This window comes from Paracoccus marinus (assembly GCF_007018965.1).
Taxonomy (GTDB): domain Bacteria; phylum Pseudomonadota; class Alphaproteobacteria; order Rhodobacterales; family Rhodobacteraceae; genus Paracoccus; species Paracoccus marinus.
Genome location: NZ_VJYZ01000018.1, coordinates 48,943 through 67,633, shown reverse-complemented (window position 1 = coordinate 67,633; position 18,691 = coordinate 48,943). Strand labels below are relative to the sequence as shown.

The 18,691-nt window shown below is 68.0% G+C and carries 14 protein-coding genes and 1 tRNA gene; 8 read left to right on the top strand and 7 right to left on the bottom strand.

All coding sequences use genetic code 11. The features are described from left to right. Positions 1–38 precede the first annotated feature (38 nt). Positions 39–3,380, bottom strand: a complete 3,342-nt coding sequence (locus FNF32_RS09340; RefSeq protein ID WP_131673029.1) for a M10 family metallopeptidase C-terminal domain-containing protein — start codon at positions 3,378–3,380, stop codon at positions 39–41. A 221-nt stretch (positions 3,381–3,601) separates the two neighbouring features. On the opposite strand from FNF32_RS09340, the gene FNF32_RS09335 reads away from it, so the two are divergent. Then, complete coding sequence (locus tag FNF32_RS09335) at positions 3,602–4,531, top strand: aminoglycoside phosphotransferase family protein (RefSeq protein ID WP_246087762.1); 930 nt, start codon at positions 3,602–3,604, stop codon at positions 4,529–4,531. Between the two features lie 139 nt (positions 4,532–4,670). On the opposite strand, the gene FNF32_RS09330 is transcribed toward FNF32_RS09335, so the two are convergent. The 5 genes from FNF32_RS09330 to FNF32_RS09310 all read right to left on the bottom strand — a co-directional run bounded on the left by FNF32_RS09330 (position 4,671) and on the right by FNF32_RS09310 (position 12,080). Beyond that, positions 4,671–8,327, bottom strand: a complete 3,657-nt coding sequence (locus FNF32_RS09330) for a vitamin B12-dependent ribonucleotide reductase (RefSeq protein ID WP_131673028.1) — start codon at positions 8,325–8,327, stop codon at positions 4,671–4,673. Between the two features lie 403 nt (positions 8,328–8,730). Further along, entirely contained in the window at positions 8,731–9,273 is a 543-nt protein-coding gene (locus FNF32_RS09325; RefSeq protein ID WP_246087761.1) for a 5-formyltetrahydrofolate cyclo-ligase, read from the bottom strand. Continuing rightward, positions 9,270–10,652 (bottom strand): magnesium transporter, encoded by a 1,383-nt coding sequence (gene mgtE / locus FNF32_RS09320; RefSeq protein WP_131673026.1) that lies wholly within the window; start codon positions 10,650–10,652, stop codon positions 9,270–9,272. Before mgtE ends, FNF32_RS09325 begins: the two co-directional genes overlap by 4 nt. A 110-nt stretch (positions 10,653–10,762) precedes the next feature. After that, complete coding sequence (locus FNF32_RS09315) at positions 10,763–11,554, bottom strand: inositol monophosphatase family protein (protein WP_131673025.1); 792 nt, start codon at positions 11,552–11,554, stop codon at positions 10,763–10,765. Between the two features lie 169 nt (positions 11,555–11,723). Beyond that, entirely contained in the window at positions 11,724–12,080 is a 357-nt protein-coding gene (locus FNF32_RS09310) for a helix-turn-helix domain-containing protein (protein WP_131673024.1), read from the bottom strand. A gap of 350 nt (positions 12,081–12,430) precedes the next feature. On the opposite strand from FNF32_RS09310, the gene FNF32_RS09305 reads away from it, so the two are divergent. The 4 genes from FNF32_RS09305 (at position 12,431) to FNF32_RS09290 (ending at position 14,122) form a co-directional block, all read left to right on the top strand. Next, a complete protein-coding gene (locus FNF32_RS09305; RefSeq protein ID WP_131673023.1) occupies positions 12,431–13,174 on the top strand; it encodes a Bax inhibitor-1/YccA family protein in 744 nt (247 codons plus the stop codon). Positions 13,175–13,314: 140 nt separating this feature from the next. Beyond that, positions 13,315–13,391, top strand: a tRNA-Arg gene (locus tag FNF32_RS09300). A 102-nt stretch (positions 13,392–13,493) separates the two neighbouring features. Then, positions 13,494–13,787 carry a hypothetical protein gene (locus FNF32_RS09295; protein WP_131673022.1) on the top strand — a complete coding sequence of 98 codons (294 nt, stop codon included), beginning with the start codon at positions 13,494–13,496 and terminating at the stop codon, positions 13,785–13,787. A gap of 62 nt (positions 13,788–13,849) precedes the next feature. Then, the gene (locus FNF32_RS09290; RefSeq protein ID WP_131673021.1) at positions 13,850–14,122 is read left to right on the top strand and encodes a hypothetical protein; all 273 of its coding nucleotides are present in this window, start codon (positions 13,850–13,852) and stop codon (positions 14,120–14,122) included. Positions 14,123–14,194: 72 nt separating this feature from the next. On the opposite strand, the gene FNF32_RS09285 is transcribed toward FNF32_RS09290, so the two are convergent. Continuing rightward, the gene (locus tag FNF32_RS09285) at positions 14,195–14,506 is read right to left on the bottom strand and encodes an ETC complex I subunit (protein WP_131673047.1); all 312 of its coding nucleotides are present in this window, start codon (positions 14,504–14,506) and stop codon (positions 14,195–14,197) included. A 196-nt stretch (positions 14,507–14,702) separates the two neighbouring features. Here FNF32_RS09285 and FNF32_RS09280 point away from each other — a divergent pair, with 196 nt between their 5' ends. The 3 genes from FNF32_RS09280 (at position 14,703) to FNF32_RS09270 (ending at position 18,684) form a co-directional block, all read left to right on the top strand. Next, positions 14,703–15,773 carry a superoxide dismutase family protein gene (locus FNF32_RS09280; protein WP_131673020.1) on the top strand — a complete coding sequence of 357 codons (1,071 nt, stop codon included), beginning with the start codon at positions 14,703–14,705 and terminating at the stop codon, positions 15,771–15,773. A gap of 140 nt (positions 15,774–15,913) precedes the next feature. Beyond that, a complete protein-coding gene (uvrB, locus tag FNF32_RS09275; RefSeq protein WP_131673019.1) occupies positions 15,914–18,103 on the top strand; it encodes an excinuclease ABC subunit UvrB in 2,190 nt (729 codons plus the stop codon). A gap of 80 nt (positions 18,104–18,183) precedes the next feature. Further along, the gene (locus FNF32_RS09270; RefSeq protein WP_131673018.1) at positions 18,184–18,684 is read left to right on the top strand and encodes an anthrone oxygenase family protein; all 501 of its coding nucleotides are present in this window, start codon (positions 18,184–18,186) and stop codon (positions 18,682–18,684) included. Positions 18,685–18,691 lie beyond the last annotated feature (7 nt).

Sequence of the window (18,691 nt, the reverse complement as noted above, 5' to 3'; positions counted from 1 at the left end):
GGGTGACGTGAGGGGGGCGTGCCCCCCTCTCCGCCGGATCAGATGAGGTAGAAGTCGTCTGCCGACAGCGCCAGCCCGGCCGAGAGATGGGCGAAGCGGATCGCCGCGCCGCTGCCAGAGCCGTCGGCGTCGTAGGACAGGTAGCCGTTGTCGGTGTCGTAGATGATGCGGTCGCTTGCATCCTGCGCCGTGCCCGCCGCGCTGCGGTGGAACGCGGTGAGCGCCAGCGTGCCGGCGGCCCCCACGCCCTCGAAGATGTCGCGGGCAAGGAAGATGATGTCGTCGGCCACGTTGAAGTCGACGATCTCGTCCACGTTCCCGCCGCCGAGCGCGGTCGAGAAGCGGAAGGTGTCTTCCTCGGTGCCGCCGGTCAGGCGGTCGGCGCCAAGGCCGCCGTCCAGCAGGTCGTTGCCCGCGCCGCCGAACAGGCGGTCGGCACCGGCGCTGCCGGGCTGGATCTCGGCCGGCGGGAACTCGACCGACACGTTCAGCTCGTAGGTCGAGCCTTCGGGCACCGTCGGCGACCAGCCGCTACCCGGAAGCTCGGGGTCCCACTGGCCTTCGAGGATGTAGTAGGTGCCGCTTTCCGTGACGGTGAACACCGTGCTGGAGTCGCGCGAGCTGGTCGAGCCCGGGTCCGCGCCGCCATCGTCGTTCTCGGCGACGATCTCGCCGTCCGCGTTCAGCAGGCGCACCCAGCTGTCGTGGACGTTGGGATCGGCGATGTGGTCGATGTCGATCGTGATGACCGTGCCGGCCGCAAGATTGACGGCGTAGTAGCCGCCGCCGCCGTTCCCCGTCGCGTTGACCGTCGTGTGCAGGACGGTCGTCGAGTCGAAGATGTCGGGGTCCGCGGTCAGCGAGAAGTTGTTCGAAATGTCGAACGCGGTGGCCATCGAGTTGTTGGTCGCGTCCGGCCCGAGCGTGGCGTAGCCCGTGCCCATCCCCGGCCGCGGCGGCACCTCGCCTGCGGGGGCGAAGTCGCCCAGCAGGGTGTCGTCGCCGCCGTTGCCGAACAGCTGGTCGTTGCCGCCCTGCCCGGTCAGCAGGTTGGCCGCGTCGTCGCCCCTGATCCGGTCGGCGTAACCCGAACCGGCCAGGTTCTCGATCGAGGTGTAGAAGTCACCGCCCGAGCGGCCGCCGCCCAGCGCGATCGACACGCCGGAGGTCGAGGACCGGTAGTCGGCGGTGTCGCGGCCCGCGCCGCCGTTCAGCGTGTCGGTACCCGCGCCACCCGCCAGGGTGTCGTCTCCCAACCCGCCCGACAGGACGTTCGCCTGCGCGTTCCCGAGCAGCCGGTCGTTGTGGACCGAGCCCACGGCATTCTCGAAGCCCGCGAGGATGTCGTGCCGGATCACCGTGCCGCGGCCGACGATCTGCACTGGCCCGTCGGCGTCGCCGCCGCGTGCCGTGCCTGCCGCCAGGTCCACCGTCACCCCGGCCGAGCTGCCGGCATAGACGACCGTGTCGACGCCCTCGCCGCCGTCCAGGTAGTCCTGGCCCGAGCCGCCGATGATGGTGTCGTTGCCGGCCTCACCGTACAGGATGTCGCCGTCGTTGCCGCCATCGAGGATGTCGTTGCCGGCGCGGCCGTTGAAGAAGTCGCCGCCGCCACGGCCCCAGAAGTGGTTGGCCGCGCCGTTGCCGACGAAGCGGTCGATGCGGTCGTCGGACCCGATCAGGTTCTCGATGCTGTCGAACGTGTCGCCCGAACCCGTGCCGCCGGCGGCGACGTTGGTTTCAAGGTTCACCAGCAGCTGGAACGGGCTTTCGACGCTGTAGTCCACGGTGTCGACACCCGCGCCGCCGCGGAACACGTCCACGCCGGCCTGGCCGCGCAGGACGTCGTCGCCCTGCCCGCCGTCGAGCGTGTCGTCGCCGGCGCCGCCCATGATGGTGTCGTTGCCGTTGCCGCCGAACAGCGAGTCGGCGCCGTCGTCGCTTTCGGTCTGGTCCTCGAGATCCTCGATCGGGATCGTGTTGTTGATGTCGCGGCTGTCGAGCGAGTCGCGCCCGCCGATTATGAGGTCGTCGCCGTTGCGCCCGATGATGGTGTTGCCACCCGCACCGCCGGTCAGCGTCTCGTTGGCGTCCGTGCCCACGATGATGCTGGCCATCGCAGCGCCGCTGCCCGGCTGGCTGCCGTTGCCCGAGCCGTTGCCGGGCACGACCGGCGTGCCGTCGACGTAGATGATGTTTTCCACGTTGGCGACGTCGCCCAGGTCGATGCCGCCGTTCAGCACGATGATCGTGTCGTTGCCGCCGTCGGCGTCCTCGCGGACGATGTCGTCGGCCGAGTCCACGAAGTAGGTGTCGTCGCCGCCGTAGCCCGCCATGCTGTCGGCGCCCGCGCGCCCGTCGATGACGTTGGCGCCGTCGTTGCCGATGATGACGTCGGCGTAGCCGCTGCCGATCCCGTTCTCGATGTAGTATTCGGTCCCGTCGGCGTTATGGCCGGCAAAGATCGACACGTTGTTCGTGTGGCCGTTGACGCTTGAGAACTGGCCCGCGCGCATGTCGAGGATCGTTCCCGCGGTCGAGCCCGAGAAGTCGATCGTGTCGTTCCCGCCCGTGTCGTGGATGGTGAAGCCGATGTCGTGCTGCATCCCCGACGCGGTCAGGGTGAAGTTGTCCAGCGTGCCGTTGAAGCCGTAGACGTCGTCGCCGGTGTTCAGGTCAATGGTCTGGTAGGTGCGGTTGCCCTCGGCATCCACGGTCGAGAAGAAGCGGCGGATCACCGCCTCGATGTCGGCCATCAGCGGGCCGGTGGCGGACCAGCGGCTGGTCTCGCCCACGTCGATGCCGTCGAAGTACGACATGACGCTGTACTGCTGGCGGTCGTAGATCCAGGTGGCGTTGTTGAGATAGTTGATCTGGACGCCGCCCGGGCCCGAGTAGTTGTAGAGGCCGGGGTGATTCAGTCCGAACTCGTGCCCGAATTCGTGGACGAACGAATCGAAAACGTAGCCGCCGATGTCGGTCAGGTTCGGTTCGCTGTCGTGGAAGCGCTGGCCGATGCTGACGTAGCGGTTGCTGGAATAGGCGCTGCCGTCATCTTCTTCCCCGATCTCGGGGCTGACGACTTCCATCCAGTCGGTCGCGGGGTCGAACGGCGCGTCATCGACGATGATGAAACGCAGCGGCGTCACCGCCGCCCAGCTTTCCAACGCGCCGATCGCGGCCGCCTTGTAGTCGGGATGGTCGTTGAGTTCCGAAAGGTTGATCCGCAGCGGCTGCGCGGCGATCGCGGGAGTCAGGCTGCGGTTGAGCGCGCCCACGTAGCTGAGGAAGGATTCGTAGTCATCGCTCTTGCCGAACGGATTGTCGGGGGTCTGGTCGTTGATCCACCACTGGTCGTCTGCTGGTATCGGAGCCGGCATAACTTGGCACTCCCTGTGCGACAAATTGTGTGGTTGATGCTGCCGGAGCCGACCACGCAGCGCGGCGGCTCGCATCGATTATCGCGGATTTACAGCGTCAACCTGCCAAGATGATGGCGGCGGCATTTCGGCCTGTCCACGCATTTCGGACCCGCCCCGACCGAGCGATTTGAAGGGGTTGTGAACGCCCGGTGACATCGTCGGCGGAAATCGGCCGTTGATTGAAGCGCATCGGCGGAGTGTCGCTGCGCGCCGGGTTCGCGCCTTGCGTGCAGCTTGCGGCGGCGGTGCGGGCGGTCCTGACAAGACAGATGACCGCGTTCCAACCCTATCTCACGGCCTGGAACCTGCGGCCCGACGGCGCGCCGATCGTTACGGCGGGCGCGCGGCTGCTGCCGGTGCGCACGGGCGAGACGCCGGCAATGCTGAAGCTGTCGGACGACCCGCACGAGCGTGGCGGGGCCGCGCTGATGGTCCACTGGAACGGAGACGGCGCGGCGCGGGTGCTGAGGCACGCCGACCACGCGCTGCTGATCGAACGGGCGACCGGCGCGGGGTCGCTGTCGGCCATGGCGCGCGACGAAAAGGACTGCGGTCAGGACGATCTGGCGAGCCGGATCCTTTGCGCCACCGCCGCCCGGCTGCACGTGCCGCGACCGGACCCGCCGCCTACGCTCGTGCCGCTGGACCGCTGGTTCCGGTCGCTCTGGACGGCGGCGGGCGCGCGGGACCGCTTCTTCGGCCGCAGCGCAGACGTGGCGCGGGCGCTCTTGGCCGCCCCCCGCGACCCGGTGGTCCTGCACGGCGACCTGCACCACGACAACGTGCTGGATTTCGGGCCGCGCGGCTGGCTCGCCATCGACCCCAAGGGTCTGATCGGCGAACGCGGCTTCGACTACGCCAACATCTTCACCAATCCCGACCTCGCCCGGGCCGAGCCGCCGGTGGCGGTCCGGCCGGACCGGTTCCTGCGCCGCCTCGACATCGTTACCGAAGCGGCCGGGCTGGATCGCCGCCGCCTGCTGATGTGGATCGTGGCATGGTGCGGGCTGTCCGCCGCGTGGTTCGCCGAGGACGGCGCGGACATGTCCATCGACCTGCGCGTGGCCGACCTCGCGGCGGCGGAGCTGGACCGGATGGGCCAGGGCTGAGGCAAGGAAATGCCCGCGCATCTTGCAATGCGCGGGTAAGGTTTATGCTGCTCGTGGTCTTCCGCCTGCCGCTCCGTCCAGTCGGACGGGGGTCCCTCGTCCCGCGATGCCGCGCCTTGGTGGCGCGGCCCGGGATGTCTCAGCTGCAGCCGCTCGTGCCGCCGCAGGTGTTGCACTTCATGCAGGTGCCGTTGCGCACCAGCGTGTAGTTGCCGCATTCGCCGCAGGGGTCGCCCTCATACCCCTGCATCTTCGCCTTCGCGCGCACGTCCATCGACACGGTGGTGACCGCCTCGACGGTCGCCGCCTGGAACCCGCCCCGCGCCTCGGCCATGCCGGTCGCCATCGCCACCAACGACGCGCCCCCCTGCAGCACCATCAGCTCTTGCGGCAGACGTTTGCGCAGATACCCGGTGGAGCTGATCTGGCGCAGCATCTCCAGGCTCTTGGACTTCTCGTCGCTCACTGCCGCGACGTTGCGCCCCTCGGTTTCGCCGCCGCCGAGATCGTCGAACGCGGCGCCCGCGGGCTTAACGTGGGCGAGGTCGGTTCGATCCAGATACGACACCGCCAGCTCGCGGAAGATGTAGTCCAGGATCGAGGTCGCGTTCTTGATCGAGTCGTTGCCCTGCACCATCCCCGCCGGCTCGAACCGGGTGAAGGTGAAGGCGTCCACGAACTCCTCCAGGGGCACGCCGTATTGCAGGCCGACCGAGACCGCGATGGCGAAGTTGTTCATCATCGCCCGGAAGCCCGCGCCTTCCTTGTGCATGTCGATGAAGATCTCGCCCAGCTTGCCGTCGTCGTATTCGCCGGTCCGCAGATAGACCTTGTGACCGCCGATCACCGCCTTTTGCGTATAACCCTTGCGGCGGCCGGGCAGCTTTTCACGGTGGCTGCGGACGGCTTCCTTGACGATGATCCGCTCGACGATCTTCTCGGCGATGACGGTGGCCTTCTCGTGCGCGTTGCCGGTTTCCAGCACCTCGGCCGCCTCGTCGTCATCCTCGACCAGCGCGGATGCCAGCGGCTGGCTCAGCTTCGAGCCGTCGCGGTACAGCGCGTTCGCCTTGATCCCCAGGCTCCACGACAGCTCATAGGCCGCCAGCGCGTCCTCGATCGTGGCCGAGTTCGGCATGTTGATCGTCTTCGAGATCGCGCCCGAGATGAAGCTTTGCGCCGCCGCCATCATGCGGATGTGGCTGTCCACAGACAGGTAGCGTGTGCCGGTCTTGCCGCAAGCGTTGGCGCAGTCGAAGACGCTGTAGTGTTCGGGTTTCAGGAACGGCGCGCCTTCCAGCGTCATCGTCCCGCAGACGTGGTCGTTCGCCGCGTCGATCTGGGCCTTGGTAAAGCCAAGGTGGCGCAGCAGGTCGAAGGCGGGGTCGGACAGCTTGTCGGCGGGGATGCCCAGCGCGCCCTTGCAGAAATCCTCGCCCAGCGTCCACTGGTTGAAGACGAAGCGGATATCGAAGGCGGACGCCAGCGCCGCGTCCACCTTTTCCAGCTCGCGCGGGCCGAAGCCGTGGCCGACCAGCGCGGCGTGGTTGATGCCGGGGCAGTTGCCAAGGGATGCGTGGCCCACCGCATAGGCCACCATCTCGGCAATCTGGGCCGAGCCGTAGCCCAGCGTTTCCAGCGCCGCGGGGACCGACTGGTTGATGATCTTGAAATAGCCGCCGCCGGCCAGCTTCTTGAACTTCACCAGCGCGAAGTCGGGCTCGATCCCGGTCGTGTCGCAATCCATCACCAGGCCGATGGTGCCCGTGGGCGCGATCACCGTCGTTTGCGCGTTGCGGAACCCGTGTTCCTCGCCCAGCGTCAGCGCCTCGTCCCAGGCGGCCTGCGCCATCTGCGCCAGCCGCACGTCGGGGCAGTTTTCCACATCCAGCGCGACCGGGTTCACGTTGACGCCGTCATAGGCGCCGGTGCCGTGGGCGGCGGCGCGGTGGTTGCGGATCACCCGCAGCATCGCGTCGGCGTTGCGGGCATAGCCGGGGAAGGCCCCGCGTTCACCCGCCATCTCGGCGCTGGTGGCGTAGCTGACGCCGGTCATCAGCGCGGTCAGCGCACCGCACAGCGCCCGCCCCTCGTCGCTGTCGTAGCCGAGGCCGAGGTTCATCAGCAGCCCGCCGATATTCGCGTAGCCGAGGCCGAGCGTGCGGAAGTCGTAGGACCGCTGCGCGATTTCCTTCGACGGGAACTGCGCCATCAGCACGCTGATTTCCAGTGTAAGGGTCCACAGCCGCGTGGCGTGGACGTAGGCATCGGCGTCGAACGTGCCGCCCTGCAGGAACGTCAGCAGGTTCATCGACGCCAGGTTGCAGGCGGTGTCGTCGAGGAACATGTATTCGCTGCACGGGTTCGACCCGCGGATCGGCCCGTCCGCCGGGCAGGTGTGCCAGGCGTTGACGGTGTCGTGGAACTGGATGCCCGGATCGGCGCAGGCCCAGGCGGCGTGGCCGATCTGGTCCCACAGCTCGCGCGCCTTGACCGTTTTTGCGACCTTGCCGTCGGTGCGGCGGACCAGCGCCCAATCGGCATCCTCTCGCACGGCTTTCAGGAACGCGTCCGTCACCCGCACCGAGTTGTTCGAGTTCTGGCCCGAGACCGAGGCGTAGGCCTCGCTGTCCCAGTCGGTGTCGTAGGTCGGGAACTCGATCGAGTCGAAGCCCTGCCGCGCGTATTGCAGCACCCGGTTGACGTAGGTTTCCGGGATCATCGCCTTTTTCGCCGACCGGATCGCGGCCTTCAGCGCGGCGTTTCTAGCCGGGTCGGTCGCGTCGTCGGACGAGCCGTCCCACTGCCGGATCGCGGCGAAGATCTCGTTCAGCTTCGCCTCATGCGCCTTGGACCCGGCCACGAGGCTGGCGACCTTCTGTTCCTCGATGACCTTCCAGTTGATGAAGGCCTCGATGTCAGGGTGATCCATGTCGCAGATCACCATCTTGGCCGCGCGCCGCGTGGTGCCGCCCGACTTGATCGCGCCCGCCGCCCGGTCGCCGATCTTGAGGAAACCCATCAGCCCCGACGACTTGCCGCCGCCCGACAGCCGCTCCCCCTCGCCGCGCAGCGACGAGAAGTTGGTGCCGGTGCCACTGCCGTATTTGAACAGCCGCGCCTCGCGGACCCACAGGTCCATGATCCCGCCGTCGTTCACCAGGTCGTCGCTGACCGACTGAATGAAGCAGGCGTGCGGCTGCGGGTGTTCATAGGCGCTGTCGGACTTGACCAGCTCGCCCGTCTGGAAATCGACGTAGAAATGGCCCTGGCTCGGCCCGTCGATGCCATAGGCCCAGTGCAGGCCCGTGTTGAACCACTGCGGGCTGTTCGGCGCGCCCATCTGCCGTGCCAGCATGTGGCGCATCTCGTCGTAATAGGCGCGGGCGTCGGCTTCGGCGGTGAAATAGCCGCCCTTCCAGCCCCAATAGGCCCAGGCGCCCGCAAGCCTGTCGAACACCTGCCGGGCCGAGGTTTCGCCCACCATCCGCTCGCCCTCGGGCAGCTTCGCCAGCGCCGCGTCATCGGCGACCGAGCGCCACAGGAACTCGGGCACGCCCTTTTCCTTGACCCGCTTCAGCGCCGCGGGAACGCCCGCCTTGCGGAAGTATTTCTGCGCGATCACGTCCGAGGCGACCTGGCTCCACCCCTCGGGGACCTCGACGGCCTCGTTGCGGAACACCACGGTGCCGTCCGGGTTGCGGATCTCGCTGACCGTGGTCGAGAATGCGATGTCGCCGTACGCGCCGGTGCCGAAGCCGGTTTCGGTGGTGGTGAAGCGCCGCTCGATCTTCATTTCTCGCCTGTCCCTTCGTGCGCGCGCCGTCGTGCGGGGCCAGCCCGCCCGGGCCCAAGGACCCGTGCGGCCCGGCGCAATGCCAAGGCGCAATCGTTGTTTCTGCAAAGCGGCGCCACCAACTCAGGGCTTACCAGATGTGGTGGTCGCTTGATCCCGTCCGCACAAAATGCCGCGTCGGTTCGCGTGTCGCAAGAAACTTTTTGTTCGGCTGAGGCGAGTAAATCCTTTGACATTCCGGTGAAGCCGGCCGCGTTCTGCCCGCGACTCGTTTGGTTAACAATTGGTTAACACGCGTTTGAACACCCTGTGGACAAGCGATTATCTTCGTGCGTTTTTAGGGACTTGCGGGGGCGTCCTCACGCGATCTCCACCAAGCTGTCCCCAGCCATCGCGGCCCCCGTCAGACCACGAGGATGCCGCGGTCCGTGACGATCGCGTCCAGCGGCTCGTCGGTCGACTCGACCGGAATATGCGCCAGCTCCTGCCCCGCCCAGGCCAGGCCAATGGCCGTCACCGGCCCCTGCCCGCGCAGTTCGGCCAGCGTGCGGTCGTAGAACCCGCCGCCATAGCCGATCCGGCTGCCGTGGCGATCAAAGCCCACCAGCGGCACGATCAGCACCTGCGGGACCATGATCTCGTGCGTCTCGGGCGGGTGCGAGGTGCCGAAGGCGCCCGCCTCGACCTCGCCCGCGAATCGCCGGAAGCGAAGGGGCGTCGCGGGCGCCATGACCACCGGCAGGCAGACGGGGCCGTCATGGGCCGCCATCGCCGGGCGCGGATCGGGCTCGCCCCGCATCGGCCAGTACCCGGCCAGCGTCTTGCCGCGATGCGGGTTCAGCGCCCGGGCGAGCCAGCGATCCAGCGCCGCCTGATCGCCCCCCGCCCCGCGCGCGGCCAGGGCCTGCGCCCGCAGCGCCGTCTTGGCGCCGGGCGCGTCGGTCACAGCAGGACCCAGGTCGCCAGCCCCAGGAACGCGAAGAACCCGATCACGTCGGTCACGGTGGTCACGAACGTGCCGGACGCGAGCGCCGGGTCGGCGCCCCATTTCTCAAGCGCGAGCGGGATGGCGATGCCCGCCGCCGCCGCGACTGTCAGGTTGATGAGCATCGCGACCGCGATCACCGCCGCCAGCTGCACGCCGCCGAACCAGACATAGGCGATGACCGCCAGCGCCAGCGCGAACACCAGCCCGTTGAGCATTCCCACCAGCACCTCGCGCAGCATGACCCGGCGCACGTTGCCCGGCGTCAGCCCCTTGGTCGCAAGCCCGCGCACCGCGACCGTCAGCGTCTGCGTGCCCGCGTTCCCGCCCATCGACGCCACGATCGGCATCAGCACCGCCAGCGCCACCAGCTTGCTGATCGACGCCTCGAACATGGAAATCACCGTGGCCGAGATCAGCGCGGTGCAGACGTTCACCGCCAGCCACGGCAGCCGCTGGCGCAGCGTCTCGATCACGCTGTCCGACAGCGAGGATTCGTCGCCCACCCCGGCAAGGCGCAGGATGTCTTCCTCGTGTTCCTCGTCCAGCACGTTCATCGCGTCGTCGATAGTGATGACGCCGACAAGGCGGTTGTCGGCGTCCACGACGGGCGCGGAGATCAGGTGGTACTGGTTGAAGGCATAGGCGACCTCGCCTTCTTCCTGCAGGACGTTCACGGTGCGGAAACTGTCCTCGGTCAGGTCGCGCAGGCGCATGCCCCGGCGCGCCGACAGAAGCCGGCCCAGCGTGACGTAGCCCACCGGGTGGCGGCGCGGGTCGATCAGGATGACGTGGTAGAACTGGTCGGGGAGCCATTCCTCGGCGCGCAGGAAGTCGATCGTCTCGCCCACCGTCCAGTGTTCGGGGGCGACCACCACCTCGGACTGCATCAGGCGGCCGGCGGAGTATTCGGGATAGGTCAGCGACTGCTCGACCGCGACCCGGTCGGGCTCGTCCAGCGCGGCAAGGATCGTCTCGCGCTCCGGCCCTTCCATGTCCTCGACCAGGTCGACGACATCGTCGGTGTCCATCTCGCGCACAGCGTCGGCGAGGATGTGGTCGGGCAGCGCCTCGATCACCTCGTCGCGGATCGATTCGTCGATCTCGGACAGGATCTCGCCGTCGATCTCGCGCGAATACAGCCGCACGAACTCGCCCCGGCGGCGCGGGGTCAGCTGCTCGATGACGTCGGCGATGTCGGCGGGGTGCAGCGGTTCCAGCAGGTCGTCCAGACGCGCGGCGTCGCCCGTGTCCACCGCCTCGTCGATGTCGGCCACGACGGTGCGCGCGGGGACGAAATCGTCCTCGGACTCAGGCTCGCGGGGGCGCGGGTCGGACATGCGGCACCTCGTTTCGGTTCGGCTGTGGCGGATTGCGGGGCGCGCGGGCGTGCCCGGTCGGCGCGACCATAGAAGGACCGGCGCGGGCGGGCAACGTGGTCCGGGCGGGCCTAGTCGTCGGCCAGCAGCCGCATCGCCTGCCGATGCAGGTCGGGCGTCGCGGCGGCGATCACGCGGCCGCCGTTCCACGCGGGCCCGCCGGTCCAGTCGGTGACGATCCCGCCCGCCGCCTCGACCACGGCCATGGGCGCCGCGATGTCATAGGGCTGCAAGCCCGCCTCGATCACCAGATCGACCTGCCCCATTGCCAGCAGCGCATAGGCGTAGCAGTCGAGCCCATAGCGCGTCAGCCGCACTTTGCCCGCCACGCGCCGGAAGGCTGCGCCCTCGGTCGCGGTGCCAACCTCGGGAAAGGTCGTCATCAGCGTGGCGTCGGCCAGCGACCGGCCCTGCCGGACCCCGAGCGGCAGCGTTCCGTGCGGCGACCGGACCGAGGCGTGGCCCATCCCACCCTCGAACCGCTCGCGCGTCCAGGGCTGGTCGATCAAGCCGTACAGCGGGCAACCCGCGCGGTCGGTAACGGCGATCAGGACGCCCCAGCTGGGCGCGCCGCACAGGAACGCGCGGGTGCCGTCGATCGGGTCCAGCACCCAGGTCAGGCCGCTGTTGCCGGGGGTGGCCCCGAACTCCTCGCCCAGGATGGCGTCGTCGGGGCGGTCGCGGGCAAGGATCGCGCGCATCGCCGTCTCGCTCGCGCGGTCGGCCTGCGTCACGGGGTCGAAGCCGGAGGCCAGCTTGTTTTCGGGGGCGAGGTCGGGCGAGCGGAAGAACGGCAGGATCGCCGCACCCGCGGCATCGGCCAGCGCGTGGGCGGTCGCGACCAGGTCGTGGCTGTCGGTCATCCGGGCGGCCCCTTGCAAAGCGCGGCAAGTCTAGCCGTCCGCCGCCCGGACGGCCAGACGCGCGGCGTCGCCACCGGCGACGGTGACCCAAAAAGATTTGTCCGCCGCGATCTGCACCGCGGCGGACAATGAGCTGCACGAAAAAGAAGCCGGCTGTCGTCCGCGCCGTTCAGGCGGCGTGCGACAGGACCCGCGCCAGTTCGAAGATCTGGCGGCGCTGCGCCTGCGGCATGGCGTAGTAGGACCGCATCAGCTGAAGTGCTTCCTTGTCGTTCAGCACATCGGCCGTCGGTTCGGAACCGCCGTGTTCAAGCAGGCCGTCGAAGAAATAGGCCGGCGACACGTCCAGAGCCTCGGCCATTTCCCAAAGGCGGGACGCCGCGACCCGGTTTGCCCCGGTCTCGTACTTCTGGATCTGCTGGAACTTGATTCCAACCCGGTCGGCAAGCTGCTGCTGGGTCATACCCATGAGCCAGCGGCGCTGCCTGAGCTTTCGCCCGACGTGAAGATCAACTGAATGTGCCATGAAGTGGAAAACCTGTGTGACAGAGAACCGTTTAACAAGAATTCTTATCCGCCAAGTCGCGCATAATTTGTAGGGCTAACGTCACCGAAGTGTCCAAAAGGATAGGTGAGATGGCCAGATTTCCGGACAGGAACCCCGGGCCTTGCCATATTTGTGTCATGTGAGGTTTGCATAAGGCCATCGTGGCGTCGGATGGGGGTGGTTCCCGCACCGCGTGTGTCCCGCAAGGGAATCGCCGGCGCGAAAAAGAGCTTCCGCCACCCGGAAACGGTTGAAACGAGGGGTGCGCGCCCCGATATTCCTCGCAACTGCGGCCAGCCCGCAGGTCGACACGTCAAAGGGAGGCTTCGATGGCCGATTACAACGCATTCCCCCGCGCCGGCACTGCGCCCCGCAGCGCCGCGATCGACGAGGGCCTGCGCAGCTACATGAACAAGGTGTACTCGCTGATGGGCATCGCGATGCTCGTCACTGCGGGCACCGCCTACGGCCTGCATGCGCTGGCCATCGGCCCGGATGGACAGGCGACCCAGCTTGGCCAGGCGATCTACTTTTCGCCGCTGAAATGGGTCATCACCTTCCTGCCGCTGGTGCTGGTGTTCGCCTTCGGCGCGGCCGTGAACCGGCTGTCCACGGCGGGGGCCACGGTCCTGTTCTACGTGTTCTCGGCCGCGATGGGCGCGTCGCTCAGCTGGATCTTCCTCGCCTATACCGACATGTCGATTGTGCAGACCTTCGTTGCGACCGCCGCCGGCTTCGCCGCGCTGTCGATCTATGGCTACACGACCAAGCGCGACCTGTCGGGCATGGGCCGCTTCCTGATGATGGGCCTGATCGGGCTGATCGTCGCGATGCTCATCAACATCTTCCTCAAGTCGCCGGCGATGCAGTTCGCGATCTCGTCCCTCGGTGTCCTGATCTTCGCGGGCCTGACCGCCTACGACACGCAGAACATCAAGAACACCTACCTTCAGCTGGCGAACTCGGACCAGGATTTCCTGGGCAAGTCCGCGATCATGGGCGCGCTGACCCTGTATCTGGACTTCCTGAACCTGTTCATGTTCCTGCTGCAGTTCATGGGCAACCGCGAGTGATCGCGATCCTTTCCAGACACTGATCGAAGGGCCGGCGCCACGCCGGCCCTTTTGTTTGCGCCGGGGGCAAGTGGCGTCGGTCGGCATCCCGGGCCACCGACTTGCGCGCCGCCCGGCTTTGTCGCAAGCAGGCCGCGTGCGGCCCCGTAGCTCAACCGGATAGAGCAGGGACCTTCTAAGTCCAAGGTTGGGGGTTCGAGCCCTCCCGGGGTCGCCAGTCCGCCGCGCCCGATACGTCCCGAATGTCGCCATGCCGCCGAAAGCGGAACATCGGCGACAGCGCGACGTTGTGTTCGTGAATCCGAAAGGGAGACGCGACATGGCGAACGCAGGCAAGAAGTTCGGGCCCGGCCAGCAGGACCAGGGCAAGGGCGACGGCTCTGGCGGGATGGGTCCCGCCGACCCCGAGATCACGCCGCGCACCGAGATCCTGTCCAACCGCGACACCTCGCGCCATTCCGACGAGCGCGGACTGGATTCGCGGCACGTCCAGAACGAGCAGCTGCAGGACCGCGAAAGCGACCAGACCGGCGACGCGGTGCCTGACAGCGAAAAGCTCGCCGACGAGCGGCCCACCGACGACGACGCGGACACGGGTGGCACGTCTCGCTGAGCGAAGCGAGCGGCGCGACCCCCATCAAGGCCAAGTCAATCCAGCAATCACGGGAGACGACGATGAGCGGCGACAAGACCCACCAGCAGCAGCGGCAAATCATCGAAAAGGGCGTGGACACATCCAACGCCGACAAGGATTTCGACCCGCGCCCCTATCTGGACGCCCCGAAAGACGTGCGCGACCGGATCGAGGAAACCGACCTGTCGAACCGCGCCACCGACATCGGCAGCCCCGACGGAAGCCCGGGACCCGCAGGCACCCGGCAGGAAAGCCGGCACAACAAGAAGGGCGGCGATCCGCTGGATCAGCCCCAAAGCGACGGGAACGGCTGATCCGCCGCGACGACCAAGCAAAAAGCCCCGGCAGCGATGCCGAGGCTTTTCGATGCGGCCGGGATCACAAGGCTAGTGCGTCCAGGGCGTCCGGCGATCGGTCGCGAAGTTCTCGCCATAGCCACGCGGGCGCACGTTCACGCCACGCCGCTTGGGTTCCTGCACGATGAAGTCCAGGCCCTTGTCGGTGGCATAGGCCACCGCCTCGTCCAGGCTGTCGAAGTGCAGGCGCACCTGGCTTTGCGTGTCGTCGCTGCTGGTCCAGCCCATCAGCGGGTCGATGCTGCGCGGGTCGGCGGGCGGAAAGTCCAGCACCCACGCCTTGGTGCGGGCGGTTCCCGACTGCATGGCGCTGCGGGCAGGCTGGTAGATGCGGACGCGCATGGCTGTGATCCCGGGGGGTTGGCTGGCCCCGTTCATGCCGTAGCCGCGCGCCGGGATCAAGACGCAGCCGGCAAGCCGTCCCCCGCATCACCGCCAGGTAAACAAAGTATGAAGTCTTGGAACATCATCAAGTTGTCACGCGTTCCCCTGGCATCACCACGCATCTGAACGTCCACCTATCCCCAGGAGAGTCTCGATGACCCGCACGACAGTTATGGCCTTGCTGATGTCCGTTGCTCTGCCCCTCGGCGCTCTTGCCCAGACCGATGGATCGTCCACCGACGCCACCGCCACCGGCCAGGGCGGCTCGGGCGAAAGCGGTGCCACCGTCGGTGAAACCCCGACCAGCACCGGCACCCTGCCCGCACCGGTCGCCACCACCGACGAATCCGCCACCGGCCAAAGCGGCACCGGCGAAAGCGGCGACTCGGTCGGCACCACCCCGACTGCGGTCGGCACCGAAGGCGCGCCCGTCCCTGATCTGGACGATTCGAGCACCGGCACCTCGGGCACCGGCGAATCCGGCACCACGATCGGCGAGTCGTCGGACGACGGCGCGACGGATACCACGACGACCGACGCACCCGCCCCGGTCACCGGCGTGATCGTCACCACGACGCCCGGCACCGCGCCCGCCGCAGATGCACCGGCCGCCGATGCACCGGCCGCAGGCGCGCCGGTTCCCCCGCCGCCCGCACCGGGCGCGGCCCCGATGCCGATGCCGATGCCCGCACCCGGCGCCGCGCCGACGCCCGCGCCGACGACTGCACCGACGCCGTCGTCGGACGCCAGCGGCTCCATGCCGGCGCCCATGGGTGACATGAAGACGGCCGAGGCCACTGTCGCGACCGCCGATGGCACCGATGTCGGCAGCGTGTCGCTGATGGCGACCGAATCCGGCGCGATCCACGTCATGCTGGACCTGGGCAACCTGAGCGAGGGCGTCCGCGCCGTCCACATCCACGAAACCGGCGCCTGCGACGGCCCGACCTTCGAATCGGCCGGCGCGCATCTTTCGGGCGGCCATGCCCACGGCATCCACTCGCCCGAAGGCATGCACCTTGGCGACCTGCCCAACGTGACCGTCGCCCCCGACGGGACCGTCAAGGCAGAGTTCTTCAAGAACGACGTGACGATGGACGACGTGCTGGACAGCGACGGCTCGGCCTTCGTGATCCACACCGGGCAGGACGACTACACCACGCAGCCGTCGGGCGCCTCGGGCGACCGTCTGGCCTGCGGCGTGATCCAGTCGACCGGCGCCTGACCCGCCCGTTCGCCTGATCGACTGAACAGCCGGGGCCGTCCGAAAGGGCGGCCCCTTTCCATGCGCGGACCCCGCAGCCGCCCGCTTGAAAACCGCCCCCCCGATCCCCAAGCTTTCAGCACCGCAGCCAAGGAACGCCGATGGCCCACAACAACTCGAACGCCCCGATCCCGCTGCTGCTGACCCCCCAGAAGCGCGACAAGCTGGAAGGTGGCCGCCGGTTCGTCATGCAGTCCGAGTTCCAGCCGGCGGGCGACCAGCCCACGGCCATCGCAGAGCTGACCGAAGGCGTGCTGGCCAACGAACGCGACCAGGTGCTGCTGGGCGCGACCGGGACCGGCAAGACCTACACCATGGCCAAGGTGATCGAGGCGACGCAGCGCCCCGCCATCATCCTTGCCCCGAACAAGACCCTCGCCGCGCAGCTTTACGGAGAGTTCAAGGGCTTCTTTCCCGACAACGCGGTCGAGTACTTCGTCAGCTACTACGATTACTACCAGCCCGAAGCCTACGTCGCGCGGTCCGACACCTATATCGAGAAGGAATCGCAGATCAACGAGGCGATCGACCGGATGCGCCACTCGGCCACCCGGGCGCTTCTGGAACGCGACGACGTCATCATCGTGGCCTCGGTCAGCTGCATCTACGGCATCGGCTCGGTCGAGACGTATTCGGCGATGACGCAGGACATGGTCGTGGGTAAGTCCTACGACCAGCGCCAGTTCATCGGCGAGCTTGTCGCGCAGCAGTACAAGCGGCTGGACACCGCGTTCCAGCGCGGCGCGTTCCGGGTGCGCGGCGACGTGGTCGAGGTCTGGCCCGCCCACCTGGACGACCGCGCGTGGCGGTTTTCCTTCTTCGGCAACGAGCTTGAAAGCATCGTCGAGTTCGACCCGCTGACCGGCGCGAAGGAAGCCGACTACAAGCAGATCCGCATCTACGCCAACAGCCACTACGTCACCCCCCGCCCCACCATGCAGCAGGCGATCAAGGGCATCCGGTCGGAACTGACCACCCGGCTGGGCCAGCTTCAGGACGAGGGCAAGCTGCTCGAGGCGCAGCGCCTGGAACAGCGCACCAACTTCGATCTGGAGATGCTCGAGGCGACCGGCGTCTGCAACGGGATCGAGAACTATTCCCGCTATCTCACCGGCCGTTCGCCGGGCGAGCCGCCGCCGACCCTGTTCGAGTTCATCCCCGACAACGCCATCGTCTTTGCCGACGAAAGCCACGTCAGCGTGCCGCAGATCGGCGGCATGTACCGGGGCGACTTCCGGCGCAAGTTCACGCTGGCCGAACACGGCTTCCGCCTGCCGTCCTGCATGGACAACCGCCCGCTGAAGTTCGAGGAATGGGACGCGATGCGGCCGCAGTCGGTGTTCGTGTCCGCGACGCCCGCGACCTGGGAGATGGACCAGACCGGCGGCGTCTTCACCGAACAGGTGATCCGGCCGACCGGCCTTCTGGACCCGGTGATCGAGATCCGGCCGGTCGAGACGCAGGTGGACGACCTCCTGGACGAGGTGCGGCAGGTCGCAAAGGCGGGCTACCGGACGCTTGTCACCACGCTGACCAAGCGCATGGCCGAGGACCTGACCGAATACCTGCACGAACAGGGCATCCGCGTGCGCTACATGCACAGCGACATCGACACCATCGAGCGGATCGAGATCCTGCGCGACCTGCGCCTTGGCGCCTATGACGTGCTGGTGGGGATCAACCTGCTGCGCGAGGGGCTGGACATACCCGAATGCGGGCTGGTGGCGATCCTCGACGCCGACAAGGAAGGGTTCCTGCGCTCGGAAACCTCGCTGATCCAGACCATCGGCCGGGCGGCGCGGAACGTGGACGGGCGCGTGATCCTGTACGCCGACAGCATTACCGGCAGCATGGAACGCGCGATGGCGGAAACCGAGCGCCGCCGCGCCAAGCAGCACGCCTACAACGTCGAGCACGGCATCACCCCGCAAACGGTCCGCAAGAACGTGGACGACGTGCTGGCGGGGCTGTGGGCCGGCGACACCGACCAGTCGCGGATCACGACCAAGATCGACAAGCCGCTGGTCGGATCGAACCTCGCGGCCCATCTCGATGCGCTGCGGACGCAGATGCGCAAGGCCGCCGAGAACCTGGAGTTCGAGGAGGCCGCGCGCCTGCGCGACGAGGTCAAGCGGCTGGAAGCGGTGGAGCTTGCCGTGTCGGACGACCCCCTCGCCCGGCAGACGGCGGTGGACGAGGCGGCGGAAGCCGCGGTGCGGTCGTCGGGGCGGTCCACGGCAGGCCGCGCGGGCCAGCGCGGCGGCAACAAGCGGTCGAAGCGCGGGCGCTGAGGGGGCAAAGGCGGTTCGGCTTGGCCTCACGCGCGCAGGCGCGCTAGATGATCGCGCTGCACCAACGAAAAGGCCCGGACATGCCCCTGGCGCTCGTATCGCTGATATTCACCGGCGCGATCTTCGGCTTCTTCTATGCCTGGGTCTGCTCGACCATGTGGGGGCTCGACGCTGCCGATCCCCGGGTGGCCATCGCCGCCATGCAGGCCATGAACGCATCGGTCCGCAACGCCGTCTTCGCGCCCGCCTTCTTCGGGACGCCCGTCGTGCTGGCGGCGGCGGCCTGGGCCGCGTGGCGGACGGCCCGGCCCGCCAGCCTGGCCTTCGCCACCGCATCCGCGATCTACCTTGGCTTCGGGCTGATCCTCACGATGGCGGTCAACGTGCCGATGAACGAGGCGCTGGCGCAGGTCGCGGTGCCCACCGACCGGGCGGCCGCCGCCGCGATCTGGGACGCGTATTCGCCGCGCTGGCAGACCTGGAACGTCGTTCGCACGGCCGCCTCGGGGCTGGCGCTTCTGCTGGCGGGCTGGGCTGTATGGCGACTGGGCCGCGCCGGGCGTTCACCCGAACGTGGCTGAACCGTGC

Bases quoted from the DNA above. Each gene is read 5' to 3' on its own strand.
- FNF32_RS09295 (WP_131673022.1), top strand. From the start codon at position 13,494: ATGGCGAACGCAGGCAAGAAGTTCGGGCCCGGCCAGCAGGACCAGGGC.
- FNF32_RS09310 (WP_131673024.1), bottom strand. From the start codon at position 12,080: ATGGCACATTCAGTTGATCTTCACGTCGGGCGAAAGCTCAGGCAGCGC.
- FNF32_RS09315 (WP_131673025.1), bottom strand. From the start codon at position 11,554: ATGACCGACAGCCACGACCTGGTCGCGACCGCCCACGCGCTGGCCGAT.
- FNF32_RS09285 (WP_131673047.1), bottom strand. From the start codon at position 14,506: ATGCGCGTCCGCATCTACCAGCCTGCCCGCAGCGCCATGCAGTCGGGA.
- FNF32_RS09270 (WP_131673018.1), top strand. From the start codon at position 18,184: ATGCCCCTGGCGCTCGTATCGCTGATATTCACCGGCGCGATCTTCGGC.
- FNF32_RS09290 (WP_131673021.1), top strand. From the start codon at position 13,850: ATGAGCGGCGACAAGACCCACCAGCAGCAGCGGCAAATCATCGAAAAG.
- FNF32_RS09280 (WP_131673020.1), top strand. From the start codon at position 14,703: ATGACCCGCACGACAGTTATGGCCTTGCTGATGTCCGTTGCTCTGCCC.
- FNF32_RS09330 (WP_131673028.1), bottom strand. From the start codon at position 8,327: ATGAAGATCGAGCGGCGCTTCACCACCACCGAAACCGGCTTCGGCACC.
- FNF32_RS09340 (WP_131673029.1), bottom strand. From the start codon at position 3,380: ATGCCGGCTCCGATACCAGCAGACGACCAGTGGTGGATCAACGACCAG.
- uvrB (WP_131673019.1), top strand. From the start codon at position 15,914: ATGGCCCACAACAACTCGAACGCCCCGATCCCGCTGCTGCTGACCCCC.
- mgtE (WP_131673026.1), bottom strand. From the start codon at position 10,652: ATGTCCGACCCGCGCCCCCGCGAGCCTGAGTCCGAGGACGATTTCGTC.
- FNF32_RS09305 (WP_131673023.1), top strand. From the start codon at position 12,431: ATGGCCGATTACAACGCATTCCCCCGCGCCGGCACTGCGCCCCGCAGC.